Annotated in this window: 13 protein-coding genes and 1 tRNA gene; 6 read left to right on the forward strand and 8 right to left on the reverse strand. The window is 31.2% G+C overall.

Going from position 1 to position 14,983, the window contains the following annotated elements; translation table 11 throughout:
* Window positions 1–4 precede the first annotated feature (4 nt).
* Together Q0921_RS17510 and Q0921_RS17515 are read right to left on the reverse strand one after the other, a co-directional pair.
* Window positions 5–1,255, reverse strand: coding sequence for a phosphoethanolamine transferase (locus tag Q0921_RS17510; RefSeq protein ID WP_299259178.1), 1,251 nt, complete (start codon window positions 1,253–1,255; stop codon window positions 5–7).
* Between the two features lie 263 nt (window positions 1,256–1,518).
* Window positions 1,519–3,564: a glutamine--tRNA ligase/YqeY domain fusion protein gene (locus Q0921_RS17515; RefSeq protein ID WP_299259180.1), complete on the reverse strand. Its 2,046-nt coding sequence runs from the start codon at window positions 3,562–3,564 to the stop codon at window positions 1,519–1,521.
* A 152-nt stretch (window positions 3,565–3,716) separates the two neighbouring features.
* On the opposite strand from Q0921_RS17515, the gene folB reads away from it, so the two are divergent.
* Both folB and Q0921_RS17525 read left to right on the forward strand, forming a co-directional pair.
* Entirely contained in the window at window positions 3,717–4,073 is a 357-nt protein-coding gene (gene folB / locus Q0921_RS17520; protein WP_299259182.1) for a dihydroneopterin aldolase, read from the forward strand.
* Window positions 4,074–4,126: 53 nt separating this feature from the next.
* Window positions 4,127–4,197, forward strand: a tRNA-Cys gene (locus Q0921_RS17525).
* Window positions 4,198–4,232: 35 nt separating this feature from the next.
* Here Q0921_RS17525 and Q0921_RS17530 read toward each other — a convergent pair.
* The 3 genes from Q0921_RS17530 to rnr all read right to left on the reverse strand — a co-directional run bounded on the left by Q0921_RS17530 (window position 4,233) and on the right by rnr (window position 7,902).
* A complete protein-coding gene (locus Q0921_RS17530; protein ID WP_299259184.1) occupies window positions 4,233–4,928 on the reverse strand; it encodes a LysE family transporter in 696 nt (231 codons plus the stop codon).
* Between the two features lie 40 nt (window positions 4,929–4,968).
* The gene (locus tag Q0921_RS17535) at window positions 4,969–5,643 is read right to left on the reverse strand and encodes a head GIN domain-containing protein (RefSeq protein ID WP_299259186.1); all 675 of its coding nucleotides are present in this window, start codon (window positions 5,641–5,643) and stop codon (window positions 4,969–4,971) included.
* Window positions 5,644–5,709: 66 nt separating this feature from the next.
* Window positions 5,710–7,902, reverse strand: coding sequence for a ribonuclease R (gene rnr / locus Q0921_RS17540; protein ID WP_299259189.1), 2,193 nt, complete (start codon window positions 7,900–7,902; stop codon window positions 5,710–5,712).
* Between the two features lie 236 nt (window positions 7,903–8,138).
* On the opposite strand from rnr, the gene Q0921_RS17545 reads away from it, so the two are divergent.
* The 4 genes from Q0921_RS17545 (at window position 8,139) to Q0921_RS17560 (ending at window position 10,083) form a co-directional block, all read left to right on the forward strand.
* A complete protein-coding gene (locus Q0921_RS17545; RefSeq protein ID WP_299259191.1) occupies window positions 8,139–8,321 on the forward strand; it encodes a hypothetical protein in 183 nt (60 codons plus the stop codon).
* Between the two features lie 54 nt (window positions 8,322–8,375).
* A complete protein-coding gene (locus tag Q0921_RS17550; RefSeq protein ID WP_299246953.1) occupies window positions 8,376–8,615 on the forward strand; it encodes a DUF2007 domain-containing protein in 240 nt (79 codons plus the stop codon).
* Window positions 8,616–9,189: 574 nt separating this feature from the next.
* Window positions 9,190–9,621, forward strand: a complete 432-nt coding sequence (gene rpiB / locus Q0921_RS17555) for a ribose 5-phosphate isomerase B (RefSeq protein WP_299259193.1) — start codon at window positions 9,190–9,192, stop codon at window positions 9,619–9,621.
* Between the two features lie 21 nt (window positions 9,622–9,642).
* Window positions 9,643–10,083: a GNAT family N-acetyltransferase gene (locus tag Q0921_RS17560; RefSeq protein WP_299259868.1), complete on the forward strand. Its 441-nt coding sequence runs from the start codon at window positions 9,643–9,645 to the stop codon at window positions 10,081–10,083.
* 51 nt (window positions 10,084–10,134) lie between these two features.
* Here the strand turns inward: Q0921_RS17560 and Q0921_RS17565 are convergent, their stop codons facing one another.
* The 3 genes from Q0921_RS17565 to Q0921_RS17575 all read right to left on the reverse strand — a co-directional run bounded on the left by Q0921_RS17565 (window position 10,135) and on the right by Q0921_RS17575 (window position 14,972).
* Complete coding sequence (locus tag Q0921_RS17565; RefSeq protein WP_299259195.1) at window positions 10,135–11,766, reverse strand: S41 family peptidase; 1,632 nt, start codon at window positions 11,764–11,766, stop codon at window positions 10,135–10,137.
* 28 nt (window positions 11,767–11,794) lie between these two features.
* The gene (gene rnpA / locus Q0921_RS17570; protein WP_299259196.1) at window positions 11,795–12,175 is read right to left on the reverse strand and encodes a ribonuclease P protein component; all 381 of its coding nucleotides are present in this window, start codon (window positions 12,173–12,175) and stop codon (window positions 11,795–11,797) included.
* Window positions 12,176–12,278: 103 nt separating this feature from the next.
* On the reverse strand, window positions 12,279–14,972 hold the full coding sequence (locus Q0921_RS17575; RefSeq protein ID WP_299259197.1) for a T9SS type A sorting domain-containing protein: 2,694 nt from the start codon (window positions 14,970–14,972) through the stop codon (window positions 12,279–12,281).
* Between the last annotated feature and the right edge of the window lie 11 nt (window positions 14,973–14,983).

Genomic DNA, 14,983 nt, shown 5'->3' on the forward strand with positions numbered 1-14,983 from the left:
TAAATTATTCTTTACAATCAAAAATAGACTGTTGCAAATCGTATTCTTTACTATTGAAAATATCTAAAACTGAATGATAAATAACATCTGTAGTGATACTTTCTTCTTTTCTTTCTATTAATGTATTCACTTTTTTGCTATACTTCTCTTTGAAAGAATTCGAATACCATACTATCATTCCCGGATTAGTAAGACTCTCATAATGGGAATGTAACCATTTTCCATCCTCACCTAGTGCTTCTCCATGATCAGCAATATATATCATTACAGCGGGCCCATTTTGACGTTCTAAAATCTTAATAATTGCATCTAAAAAGTTATCTAAATATAAGATGGTGTTGTCATAAGAATTTATCATTTGATCTTTTGTCATCGATGGAATATATTTACTATCCACTACGGGTGCAAATTTTCTGAATTCATCAGTATATTTATCCTCGTACCACCAATGGCTTCCTATCATATGTAATGTGAAAAGACCCATATTATACTCAGAAATTTTCTCCTTAAATTTAGGAATTAGATTAAGATCCTGTTTCTTATTAAAACTCCAAAAAGATTTTAATTCATCTATAATAACTACTTCATTATTCGTCTCTACTATGGCTTTATATGAACTTTCTAAAAGTTGATTTCCAATCCATTCTGTTCGAATATTTTTAGAGCTTACAATATCAAAAAGTGATATTATTGAATCCTGAGAAATACTATAAATACCTTCATCAGTTAAAATTCGTGGTAAACTTAAAGCTGTATTCGTTTTATTAGTAAACACCTTATCAAAACTAACAATATTGTCCCTATTAGATAATTTTGGTGTCGTTCTCCTTGAATATCCATTTAGTTGTAAATGGTCTGCTCTTACTGATTCTCCTAAAACCAAAACCACTTTAACATCTTCATCACCTCTATTATTACTCTTTTTAATACTTTTTAATGGTAATTTTTCCTGACCAGAATAAGCTATTAAGCTATAAAATAATGAATATGGAAGTTTAGTACTAAAGCTTTTTAATCTCACATGATCCGCCCAGAAAAACAAACAAAATAACCCTACACTTATAGGAAGAAAAACCTTAAAACCTTGTTTCTTTTCTAGTTTATCATAATACTTAAAAATAAAAAATAAAACTCCTATTAAAACAAGTATGAAGAAAATTAGCTGAACACTAATTAGATCTTTAACAACATATGGTTTTGTCGTTAATACTGCATATACCAAGGCAGAAGAAACTGAAATATCTATACTATACACCCAAAATGACAGTAACCTAATACTAAAAATAGTAAAGAAAAAACTACTTTAAAAAGTATTTTAAATAACGAAATAATATATAATATTCCTGCAAATGTGGATTGAATAATACACAAATGAATGAGATATACTAAAATATCTTTTCCCCCTTTAAGAGGAATGTGATAATATGATGAACACGTAATAAAAAGAGCAAAAACAATATTTAATAACAAGTGAAAATAAATCACTTTCTTCTGCTCCTTAAATTTCATTTTTATACACTATATGGAAAACTTATAAGCTATATCTGATGCTTCCTTACTTAACAACTCGTTATTATCTTCTTTTCCTTTTAAAATAAAATCCTTGGCTAACCGATCCGGTTCTATTTCTTTTGTTTCTAAAACAACTCCTAATGCTAAAGTAACAACAATTCTAGTTCCTATTTTTTTAGCTGCTGTACCATACAATGGTACTAGTTCATCTATATCTACTTTTTTGGCTACTTCTAAAATCTTTGTTTTTAAAGCCTCTCGTTTATCCTCTGGTAAATTAGTATACTTCTTGCCTGCTCTTTTGATTTCATCGATTGCAGCTACTTCTCTTTGTGTATTCTCTTGTGGTTTATTATTATTAGATTGAGTGTTCTTAACAGCTTTAACTTTGGCCCATGTATCACGTAAACCAACTGTTTTATTAAACACCAATGCGTCAGATGTGCTATCAGGATCTATATTAAAATATCCTAATCTTTGAAACTGAAACTGTTGCAGTTGTTTTGCATCTTTGAGACTAGGTTCTACAAATCCTGTTATCACTTTTAGCGAGTCAGAATTCAGAAATTCCATAAAATCTTTCTCCTTATGACTATCTGGAGCTTCATCATTAAATAACCTATCATACAGTCTTATTTCCGAAGGTATTGCGTGTTTTATAGATACCCAATGCAGTGTTCCTTTTACATTACGTTTGGATTCCTCAGTACCGCTACCCGATTTACTTTCAGGATCATATGTACAATGGATTTCTATGATATTACCATCCTTGTCTTTTACAATACTTTCTCCTTTAATAATATATGCGTTCTTAAGACGAACCTCTTTACCAAGTGTTAATCTAAAATACTTACGCCCCGCATCTTCTTTAAAATCTTCCCTTTCAATGTATAATTCTTTAGAAAAAGGAACTTGTCTAGAGCCGGCATTATCATCTTCCGGATTATTTTCTGCTTCTAACCATTCCTCTTTTTCATCAGGATAATTTGTAATTACTAATTTTACCGGATCTAAAACTGCCATTACTCTAGGCGCAATTTTATTAAGATCTTCACGAACACAAAACTCTAATAACGAAACATCAATAACATTTTCTCTTTTGGCTACACCAACAGTTTCTACAAATTTTCTTATAGACCCAGGCGTATAACCTCTTCTTCTTAAACCTGAAATAGTTGGCATTCTAGGATCATCCCAACCTTTTACTACACCATCGTTAACCAATCTAAGTAATTTACGTTTACTCATAATCGTATAACTCAAGTTAAGACGTGCAAATTCTCTTTGTTTTGGTCTTATATTACCACTATAAATTTGATCCAAAAACCAATCATATAACTTTCTATGTGGTTTGAATTCTAACGAACATAAAGAGTGTGAAATATTTTCTATGTAATCACTTTCTCCATGAGTCCAATCATACATAGGATATATACACCAATTATCTCCTGTTCTATGATGTGATTTTTTTAATATTCTGTACATTAATGGATCACGCATCAACATATTAGGATCCGTCATATCAATCCTGGCTCTAACTACATGCTGACCCTCATTAAACTCACCTGCTTTCATTCTCTCAAATAAATCAAGGTTTTCTTCAACAGATCTATTTCTGTATGGACTATTAATCCCTGGTTCTGTAGTGGTTCCTTTTTGTTCCGCAATTTCTTCAGAAGATTGGCTATCTACATACGCTTTTCCTTTTTTAATCAACGCTACAGTCCAATTATGTAATTTTTGAAAATAATCAGAAGAATAACATTCTTTATCCCATTGATATCCTAACCACGAGATATCTTCCTTAATGGCATCCACATATTCCTGTTCTTCTTTTGCTGGATTTGTATCATCAAAACGTAGGTTTACAGGCGCGTTATATGTAAGTCCTAATCCAAAACTAATACCTATTGCTTTGGTATGACCAATATGTAAATATCCGTTAGGCTCTGGAGGAAAACGAAAACGTAAATCTTCTGGATTCATTCCGTTCGCTAAATCTTCCTCTACAATATGCTCTAAAAAATTGAGTGATTTTTTTTCTTCTGTCATTGATTAAAAATAAAATACAAAATTACCTAATATTTCTAATGATACACAACAATTGTATAATATCTGTTTAATAACTGTATCACTTATATAGAAAAGGGTTCTTTTCCTCTAAATTCTTACTAAAGATTCCATTACCTTTGTAAAAAAAATTTGTGGGATTAATTACGCTTAAAAACATCAAGATATATGCATATCATGGGTGTCTCGTAGAGGAGAAAAAAATTGGTTCTGATTATAGAATTGACTTAAAAATTAAAGCAAATCTTAATACGTCAGCCCATTCTGATCATCTTTCTGACACTGTTGATTATGTGCATCTTAATCATATTGTTAAGGAAGAAATGGCCATTCGTTCTAAATTACTAGAACATGCTGCAGAACGGATCTTAACTCGTATATTAGAGGAACTACCTTTAGTAGATAAAGCAACGGTTGATGTGTCTAAAATTAATCCACCAATTGGAGGAAATGTACAGATGGTTACAATTACTAGGAGTAAAAAAAGATAAATAAATCCGAAGTAATCATAAATTTTTTTACATTTGCCCTCGAAGACAAAAAGGGTGTCGTGGCCGAGTGGCTAGGCAGTGGTCTGCAACACCATCTACAGCGGTTCGAATCCGCTCGACACCTCAAAAAAAAGTCCTGTAATAATTACAGGACTTTTTTCATTTAAAACTAGAGTCCGGTCTAATTTTTTCAATTTTATCCTGAATTTTCTTTTCCATAGTATCAGGAAGAACACCTTTCAGAATTAGAAAAACTCCAAAAACTACCATAATCATACTAATTGATCTTTTGATAATATAAGTACGTTTAGGAGTCAATTTTCTTTTAAGACGCTTAGCTAAAAGCATTTTAAGTACATCAATAAATAAATATGTACAAAGAACCATTACAAAAAATATAACAATTCTATTGGTATCCATATCCATCTGCGGACCTGCCACTACTATAATTCCAATCCAAAAAGCTAAAACGCCAATATTTATAAAGTTTAATAAAAAACCTTTAAAAAAAAGCATAAAGTAATTATGCTTGTTTATAATTTCTACAGAAGTATCTCTTAATTTGTTATAGTTTTTTCTTTCTTTAATAAAAGAAATAGAACCATAAGTGGCTAATAACATCCCACCAAAAATAAATAAAGCAGGATCATCCTTTATTTTTTCTAAAATTTGATTAGTACTAAAATAGGCAATTAAAATAAACACTATGTCGGCAAATATAACTCCGAGATCAACAGCTAATGCTGCTCTAAATCCTTTGATAGCTGCAGTTTCTAGTAAAACAAAAAATACTGGCCCAATCAAAAAGGCTAATATAAATCCTAAAAATATTGCTGCTTGAGCGTCTTGAAACATAAAATGTAAGCGTGTTTCTTACAAATTTAGAAAATAGAACTTAGTTTACCTCTATAATCTTACCACCAAATACTTTTTTTCCATCAACTTCTTTTGGGTTTCCATAAATTCTTATAGTACCACCAGCAGCTGTATTAGCTTTTACATAGTCACTAGCGTGTACATTTGCTCTACCACCAGCACTAATTTTTACTTGAGTTCTTACAGTTTTTAAGTCTTCCGCAATAAATTGTCCTCCAGCTTTAACAGTTACTTCCTGTTCTCCAGCGCTTCCTTCTATATGTAATCCACCTCCACTAACAGCTCGTGCTAATAATTTATCAGTTTTTATCTCTGCATATATATCACCACCTTCTTGTGCTCTTAGATCCAATTCTGAAGCCGATATTACTCCTTTAACCATTATTTTGGCACCTTCGTTTACATCTAGTTTTGAAATATCTGTATAATACACCGTAACATCAGTATCATTATCATCCCATGTATTACTTAAAGACATTTTGATTTTCAGAACGTTATCTTTAATAACTACATCTACTTCTTTTCTACTAATACCAGATATTTCTACTTTATTCTCTGATCCTTTGATAAGCTTAACTTCTATTTTATCAAAGACTTTAAGTTCATTAAAATCTCCTACATTTTTTGTTATAACTTTTTGAGCATTTAGCATAGATACAACAAACACTAACGAAAGAAATACTACTTTTTTCATTTCCTAAATAAATTTAAAATTGATAAATGTGCGGTTTTTTTATATATAAACGGTGTATTCTACTGTTTATTCTTTTTCTTGTTTACTTCCTAAAATGGTAAAATCCAAATGCCTTTTAACAAGATCTGCATTCTTTACTTTTACATATACTTCGTCTCCTAACTGATATACTTTTTTAGAATGTTGACCAATCACTGCATATTCATCTTGATCAAAAATATAATGATCATCATTCATATCCTTAAGTCTAATCATTCCTTCGCATTTGTTACTAATAATTTCTACATAAATACCCCATTCGGTAACTCCAGAAATTACTCCTAAGAATTCTTCGTTTTCATGATCCTTCATGAATTTAATCTGCATATACTTTATAGAATCTCTTTCTGCACTTGCCGCTAGGTTTTCCATAGAGCTACTATGATTACATCGTTCTTCATATTCCTCTTCTGAAGCAGATTTTCCACTATCCAAATAATGTTGTAGCAAACGATGTGCCATAACATCTGGATAACGTCTTATTGGTGAAGTAAAATGAGAATAATGATCAAAAGCAAGTCCATAATGTCCAATATTATGTGTAGTATACTCCGCTTTGCTCATACTTCGTATTGCTAACGTATCTACAAGGTTTTGTTCTTTTTTTCCTTGAACGTCCTTTAATAATCCATTTAGTGAATTTGTTGTGGTTTTACGATCTCTAAGATCTAATTTGTAACCAAATCGTCCAATAACATTCTGTAAAGCTGCTAATTTTTCATCATTTGGTTCATCATGGACTCTGTATATAAATGTTTTCTTTGGATTTTGCTTTCCGATGAATTCTGCTACCTTTTTATTAGCAAGTAACATAAACTCCTCAATAAGCTTATTCGCATCCTTAGAAGTCTTAAAAAACACTCCTACTGGATTATTTTCTTCGTTTAGATTAAACTTTACTTCTACTTTATCAAAAGATATTGCTCCTTCTCGCATACGATTACCTCGCATTATTTTTGCCAAATCATCCAATTTTAAAACTGCATCTGCTATTTTTTGATCTGTTCTATATGCCTTTCCAGTCAAAGAAATCTCTGATGGAATACTATTATCTTTAGTTTCAATTATATGCTGTGCTTCTTCATAAGCAAAACGAGCATCAGAATAGGTAACCGTTCTGCCAAACCATTGATTCTTAATTTCTGCTTTATCATCTAATTCAAAAACAGCAGAAAATGTATACTTTTCCTCATGTGGCCTTAAGGAGCAAGCATTGTTTGATAACACTTCAGGAAGCATAGGCACTACTCTATCTACTAAATAGACAGAAGTTGCCCTTTCATAAGCCTCTTCGTCCAGAATTGTCCCTGGTTTTACATAATGTGATACATCAGCAATGTGTATTCCTATTTCGTAATTTCCATTTTCTAAAACATCGAAAGACAGTGCGTCATCAAAATCTTTGGCATCTTTTGGATCAATTGTAAAGGTTAGCGTTTTTCGCATATCTCTTCGTTTTTTGATCTCTGATTCCTGAATAGAAGTATCTAGTTCATCAGCATACGCTTCTACCTCTAAAGGAAATTCATATGGCAAGCCATACTGTGCTAATATCGAATGAATCTCTGTATTATGATCTCCTGGTTTACCAAGTACTTTTATAACTTTTCCGAATGGCGAATCTGCTTTTTCAGGCCAATCTTCTAATTTTACTAATACCTTATCACCATCTTCTGCACCTTTTATTTTATTCTTTGGAACAAAAATATCAGTATACATCTTACCATCCTGCATATTAACAAATGCATAATTCTTTTGTATTTCTATAACTCCTACAAACTCATCTTTCTTTCTAGAAATAATTCTCGTAATCTCTCCTTCACTCTTACCCCTGCGCTTACGTTTGTATACATAAACCTCAACTTCATCTCCATTTAGCGCTTTATTAAGATTATTATTTGGTATAAAAATATCATCTTCAAGATCTGGTACTGTCACATATCCAGTACCTTTTGATGTAATATCCAATCTTCCGGAATACGTATTAATATTCGGTACAATTTTAAACTTTCCTCTATCTATTTCCTCTATTTCCTTTTTTGCCGCAAGTTGTGATAACTTCTTTATTATCTGATTTCGACTACTGGGATCGTCCACTCCAAACTTAGCAGCAATCTGTTTATAATTAAATGTTTGGTTGGGGTCTGATTTAAGTATTTTGAGTATTCCTTGGGTAATATTTTCTATTTTAGGAGACTTCTTTCCTCTTCTTCTTTTCATTAATTTTTTTTAAATAATCTAATATAAAATTACAGCTTATCTTTTAACATAAGTTGTTTTCTATGTAAACTTTTACTAAATATTAAATTTTATTATTGTTTATAGTTAAAAAAATATGTTATCTGTAAATCAGTTTATTACAAATAACTATTGTCAACAAATCTTCTTTTTTTTCTTAAAATTTACCTAATTTTAAAATACGAAGATTGTTATTTATTCGTTTGATACATAAGTATATGATACCTAAAGTCAAAAAAATTCATAAAATTATATTTCTATTTACTCTAATATTTTTATTAGGTATATATTATTCTACGCTTTATATTGGAAATACAATGGATCAGAAAACAGATACCAATGAAAAATCAGAAATAAATGGTGCTATAAACTCTGATAAGGAAGCTACACAAATCAATTAACTCTTTTTTTATATAATTTGTATATTTAGATAATCTATTATCTGGATTATTTCTATGAAAGATTTTATTACAATTGCAACCTTTACGTATCCAAACGATTATGCAATATTACGACTTCTTTTGGAAAGAGAAGGTATTTCTTATTTTTTTGAGAACGAAACGATGATTGGAGTCTTTCCGTTTTACTCAAATGCTTTAGGTGGAATAAATCTAAAAATTCATCAAAAGGATCAAATAAAAGTACAACAGATCATAGATGACCTAAACACAAATTCACATCTTAGAATTATATAATCTATGTTTCATAGTTTTTATAGTTTTCAACATATATTATATATATACTTTTCTTTTCTTTAAAATTAAAAAACAAAAATGATGATTATCATGTAGTGTTCATAGCGGTATAACTTGATCAAATTTTATTTGTTTATTAAGTTAGTTTGAATTTTCAGATAGATATCAACAGGATATCAATATGCTAAATGATTGAAAATGTTACAAAAATGAATTTTAATTAACAGCTGTTCATATTTTATAAACACATGTGTTTATTAATATTTTTACGGAAAAACCATAGTTGATAACGATGGTTTATTGTTTAAAAACTTAACTAGAAAAAAGTGGTAATAAATTTTGATATGTGACTAGTAAGCGTGTATTCTAATAATATATATAACTACCAAAAAAAGTTACTCAATTTTAGGAACTATTTATCCACATGTAATATTAACAGGAGCTAAGGGGTTATTAACATTAAAGTAATATTGGGTTAATTTATTGATTTTTTGAACTTTACTTTTTTTGTTTAAAGTATCTTTGCTTTCAATAAAAAATATTAATCTTCTAAATAATTTAAAACTTAAAAGTTGTGAAAATAGCTATTGGAAACGATCACGCAGGAACCGAATATAAATTTGGAATAATTACATATTTAAAAACTCAAGGGATAGAGGTTGTAAATTATGGTACTGATGAGAATAGCAGTGTAGATTATCCGGATTTTGTTCATCCTGTAGCAAAAGATGTCGATACTAATGATGTAGATTTTGGAATTCTTATTTGCGGTAGTGGAAACGGTGTTTCAATGACAGCAAATAAATATAAAAATGTTCGCGCGGGTTTATGTTGGACTAAAGAAATTACTGAATTAACAAGACAACATAATAATGCTAATATTATAAGTATTCCTGCAAGATTTACATCTTTACCACAAGCGATTGAAATGGTTAAAACTTTTTTGGACACAGAATTTGAAGGAGGAAGACATCAGAATAGAGTAAATAAGATCTCTATGTGTTAATTATGTTCATAGATGAGAGACATACATTTTAAAGTAAAAAAATTTGAAGAGCTATCAACGTTAGAATTATATAAAATTTTGCGCTTACGCGCTGAAGTTTTTGTAGTAGAACAAGATTGTGTTTATCAAGACATTGATAATAAAGATCAAAAAGCTCTTCATGTAATAGGATATAATAATGATGAAATTGTAGCTTATACAAGAATATTTGATGCTGGAGATTATTTTGAAAAAGCTAGTATAGGTAGAGTAGTAGTATCCGAAAAAGCTAGAAAATATGGATATGGACATGATTTAATAAAAAAAAGTATCGAAGGGATACAAGAAAATTTTTACACTAATCAGATCAAAATATCAGCTCAGTGTTATCTCAATAAATTTTATGAAAAACACGAATTTAAACAAATAGGAGAAGAATATTTGGAAGACGGTATTCCGCATATAGCGATGATTAAATCCTAATAACAAAAAACCAGCGATATCGCTGGTTTTTTGTTATTAGGATTTAAATTATTATTTTAAGATGTTATCATATTTAGTTTTATTTCCTAAAATCTCTTTACTTTTTTCAATTTCCGGATTATGGCTTATGTAGTAGTCATATAAACCTTCTCTATACGAATAGCGTTTTACAATCTCATCCGTAAGTATATTTTCAATTTCTGTTTTATATGTGTCTAACCCTTTTTCTTTAGAAACCTTAATAGATGCTAATAAAGCATTATAACTTTCAGAAATATCTTTATCAAGCTTATCTCTTTTAGCTACTTCTAACGATTTTTTGAGAGATTTTTCTGTTGCGGTTTCATAGTTAAAACCACTTTGTTTTACGAAAACTTTAAAATCCTCATAGTCCTTATCAGTAAACTTGAAATTAGTGATATCATCGTTTTGATGAGAATAATAATATTTTGTTCCGTAATCAAAAATAGCATCTGATTGAAGTAGAGAAGTAGTTATATTGCTAAATTTTGAAGTTTCCATTTCGATATCCGGTTGAATTCCACCACCATCATATACAGTTCTTCCTTTTTTAGTTTTGAAAGCTTTGAAGTCTTTTTCACTTATACGAACTGCTTTATTATTTTCATCACGATTCCAATAATCTAATGCCTGAATACATCTTCCGCTTGGTGTATAATAGCGAGATATTGTTATTTTTAGCTGTGTCCCATAGGTGAGTTTTTTAGGGCGCTGTACAAGCCCTTTACCAAAACTTCTAGCACCAATTACGACACCTCTATCTAAATCCTGAATACTTCCGGCAACAATCTCACTGGCAGAAGCGCTTCTGCCATTTACCAAAACAACTAACGGGATTTCTGTGTCAACAGCAGTCTTTTTTGTGAAGTATTCTTTATTATATTTCTTCACAACTGATTTGGTAGTGGTGATAAGTTCTCCTTTAGGGACGAAAATGTTGGTAACATTTATGGCCTCGCTAAGCAAACCTCCAGGATTTCCTCTAAGATCCAGAATAATTTTATCCGCACCTTTAGCTTTTAGCTCTTTTAGAGCAGCAACGGTTTCTGAAGATGCTTTGTTATTAAATTTAGATAGTACAATATATCCTGTATTATCATTTAATAATGAAGAAAACGGAACGGCTTTTACTTCTATTTCTTCTCTGGTTAAGATTGTAGTTTTTGTTTGCTCTTGTCTTTTGTAAGTAATTTCTACTTTTGTTCCACTAGCTCCTTTAAGAAGTTCTCCTGCATCTTCTTCAAAATCTGACACAGTTACATCACCAATCTTAATGATTTCATCTCCAGCCTTAAGACCTGCCTTATCTGCAGGATAATCTTTATAAGGTTCTACAATGATTATTTTATCCTTAACGGTTTTAACTGATGCTCCAATACCTGTATATTCTCCAGCATTTCTAATTTTGGATGCTTCTACATCTTGTTCATTCCAATATTTAGTGTACGGATCTAAATCATTTAGCATAGCCTTAATAGCAGTGTCCATAAGTTCCGCAGGATTTGTCTCATCCACATAGTTCATGTTTAATTCCTTAAACATGGTAGTAAAAATTTCAATCTGTTTGGCGATTTCAAAAAAATCAGATTTAAAACTTACTGTGGATAACAGAAAAATAACTGCAAATGCAGGATAAAGGACTCTCTTTTTCATACGTTTCATTTTTTATCAGGCAAGAAGATGTTTAAAACTATAATGTTTTAATTTCTTTCGCAATGAACTTTTGTATTATTTCTTTTATTTTAGATTCAATTATTATATAATCAGGCATTTCTTTACCAGTATATAAGAACATAAAAGCAAATTGATGAGTAGTGTTGTTGCCTACAAGATACTTATTTTTTCTATAACTTTCGCGCAATAAACGTTTTATACGATTGCGATCTACAGCCTTTTTAAAATTACGTTTACTAACTGAAACTCCTGCTTGAATTTGAACAGTATTTTCTAAGGTAGTTTTTTTGTAAATAAGACGTATAGGATATTTAGCAATAGATTTCCCTTCAGAAAAAAGAAGCTCTATTTCCTTTTTACTTTTCAATCTTTCATTTGTGCCAAAAGTTGCTTCCATGTTTGGGTAAAAATACAGATAAGATCTGGGATGAATGCATTAGAAAGATAAAATCCAGTGTTAGAACTCTAACACTGGATTTTATTTTAAAGATTAAGATAATCTATTGCTTACTAAAAATGACAGCTTTTTTCTTAGAAGCAGAGTTTAATTGCAAAATATAATTTCCCTGGGCTAAATCATTAACATTAACCTGTTTATTATTATTTAATATGCCGTTTTTTACTTCTTTTCCGTTAATACTGAAAACTTTATAATCTAAGTCTCCTTCTACGAAAGAATCTTCTAATACAATATTAATAATATCATTTGCTGGAATTGGCCAAGCAACAAAACTTGATGATTCTGCCGTATCGAATTCTTCAACAGATAATGTAGATTGGATAGTTGCTTCATACATACCATTACCGTGAGTCCCAATTAAGAGCTTATTATTAGAAGGTTTATAAGCTAAAGCACTAACCAATGCGAACCCTATCTGGTTAGGAGCTTGTATTTCCCAATCTTCATTCACAGGGTCAGTGGAGCTATAAAGACCTCTTGCCGTACCCACAAAATATGTAATTTCATTGTTAAATTCTGTAATGGCTGCGGATCTAATAGAGAAAGCGTCTATGTTTCTTTCTACTACAGTCCAAGTAGGATTAGCATCAGTTGCATTTGTAGTAAGAAAGATATTAGTTATACCGTAATTAGAATAAGTTAACAATACAATATCATTATTACTTGGATGAACTGCAATGCCACTAACGCCGCCAGTTGCTCCAGGAGGTGTAATGTCGATAAGATCTGTTGAACTTGTATTTTGAGGATCATTTAGTCTTAATAAAGAACCAGCACTACCTCCTATAAGTAAGTAACTATCATTGCCGTTGTAATCACCCCAATTTGTAACCATTTGTCTTATGGTTTCTCCATCATTGAAAACACTCAAAAATGACCACCCGGATGAGGTAACGGTACTGGATTCATTAGTTCTAAATAAATTACCTTCTCCAGCATAATATAATGCATTGTTATTACTAGGATCTAAGTGAAAATAAGTTACGAATTGACTAGTAGAAAAAACAGGAGTTATTTCAACCTGGTTAGGACAACTTCTAACGATTTGACCATTCTGTGTACCGTAGAAAAAAGGAACACATGCGTTATCTCTAGATATGGCAACAGCTACACCATCACCACCAAATATAGAAGCCATAGTCGTTAGATCAGGGCTGGTAGAAAAACCTCCTCCTGTTGTTCCGTTGTCCTGAGCCCCACCTATTACAACATTAGAAGTTGCTTCCGGGTCTGTAGCAACATTATAATATTGATAGGTTTGATAGTTGTTATTTAAATTAGTCCAACCAACTGTGGTGTTGGTAGCATCTGCTCTATGAATACCACCATCTGTTCCACTAAATAAGATATCTGAATTATTTGGATCAAATTCCAATGCATGAATATCAGGATGATGCGAATCTCCACCCCCCAAATTATATAATCCATAACTAAAGTTACTAATATATCCTCCTATCCTTACAAAAGTTGGATCAGTATCAATATTTTCAATCCTATAAGCATTTGTTCCTCCTATAACGACAAAGTTTTCATTGTCTGGTTTTACATTAACTACAAGGTCATAACCTCCTTGCACTGCAATAGGATCGTTTCCTGCTAAATCTCCACCTGCTTCATCTGGCATTTTACTTGAAAAATCAGTCCAAGAATCATCGCTATCATCCCATCTCCATAATCCTGCTTCTATAGTCGATCCAGATACTGTATGAAGTGCATATATCAAGTTCTCATTAGATGGAGCAGCTGCCAATACCATTCTTCCACTGGATCCAAATCCAGGGGTAGCATTAGATCCAATTCTTGTGTAAGATCCAATTCCTGTAGGAGATCTCCAGACTCCATCATTTGTTGAGGAACCAGAAAATGCTGCATATACTATTCCTGTACTGGTTATTATTAGATCAGAGAAGGAAGTACCGCCAGCATCTAATTCAAGAGACCAAACAGAACCATCAAAACGTCTTATACTTCCAGCAGTGGCTGCATATAAATCTCCAGTAATTGGGTGTACTGCTATTTTAACTATAATATCGAAAGGAGAATCAAATTGTTCCTGAGAAGAAGCAGTACTGGGTATTTGAGTCCAACTTAATCCACTATCGGTAGACTGCCAGATACCTTGACCAAAAAAAAAGGCACCTGTAGCACTAGCACTATTACCTGAAAATTCACCTGTACCATAATACCATATGTTTTCAGAACCAGCTCTTGGATCTTGTGCAATTGTAGTTACATTATGAATTTCATCATTAGAAGAAACTTTTGTCCAGTTAGCTCCTCCATTCGTAGTTCTAAAAACACCACTACTAACACCTCCTGAAATTATGGTATTACTGGTATTGTCAGATCTATCAATTACCAAAGACCTAGTTCTTCCACCAAGGTTCGAAGGTCCTCTAGAGATAAAGGTTGTATTTTGTGCTTGTTTTGCCCTATTGGAAAGAGACTTAATCATCATTTCCTTAGATATAGTCAACTCTTTTTGTTTTTCTTCTAAAGGAACCGTGCCAGTATTTGGGTTTACTTGCCTTTCTAATTCGTCTTTAAAACGTTCTTCTACTGATCTTCTTTTTTCTTCAATAGTCTTTTTTTTCTTTTTTCCTTTCTTTTTTAAAGGATTTAATTCTTTTTTAGCTTGATTTTTGTTGATTTCATCCCTACTAAAATAAGTAAGAGAAATAACTAAAGAAATCAAAACAAAAGAAATTGGTACAAGTAATTTTACCTTTTTCATACGTAATGGTT

The organism is uncultured Aquimarina sp., from assembly GCF_947496855.1.
Lineage (GTDB): Bacteria > Bacteroidota > Bacteroidia > Flavobacteriales > Flavobacteriaceae > Aquimarina.

Excerpts from the sequence above, each read along its gene's own strand:
- Q0921_RS17515 (WP_299259180.1), bottom strand. The coding sequence starts at position 3,564 with ATGACAGAAGAAAAAAAATCACTCAATTTTTTAGAGCATATTGTAGAG.
- Q0921_RS17530 (WP_299259184.1), bottom strand. The coding sequence starts at position 4,928 with ATGTTTCAAGACGCTCAAGCAGCAATATTTTTAGGATTTATATTAGCC.
- Q0921_RS17535 (WP_299259186.1), bottom strand. The coding sequence starts at position 5,643 with ATGAAAAAAGTAGTATTTCTTTCGTTAGTGTTTGTTGTATCTATGCTA.
- rnr (WP_299259189.1), bottom strand. The coding sequence starts at position 7,902 with ATGAAAAGAAGAAGAGGAAAGAAGTCTCCTAAAATAGAAAATATTACC.
- Q0921_RS17545 (WP_299259191.1), top strand. The coding sequence starts at position 8,139 with ATGATACCTAAAGTCAAAAAAATTCATAAAATTATATTTCTATTTACT.
- Q0921_RS17550 (WP_299246953.1), top strand. The coding sequence starts at position 8,376 with ATGAAAGATTTTATTACAATTGCAACCTTTACGTATCCAAACGATTAT.
- Q0921_RS17565 (WP_299259195.1), bottom strand. The coding sequence starts at position 11,766 with ATGAAACGTATGAAAAAGAGAGTCCTTTATCCTGCATTTGCAGTTATT.
- rnpA (WP_299259196.1), bottom strand. The coding sequence starts at position 12,175 with ATGGAAGCAACTTTTGGCACAAATGAAAGATTGAAAAGTAAAAAGGAA.
- Q0921_RS17575 (WP_299259197.1), bottom strand. The coding sequence starts at position 14,972 with ATGAAAAAGGTAAAATTACTTGTACCAATTTCTTTTGTTTTGATTTCT.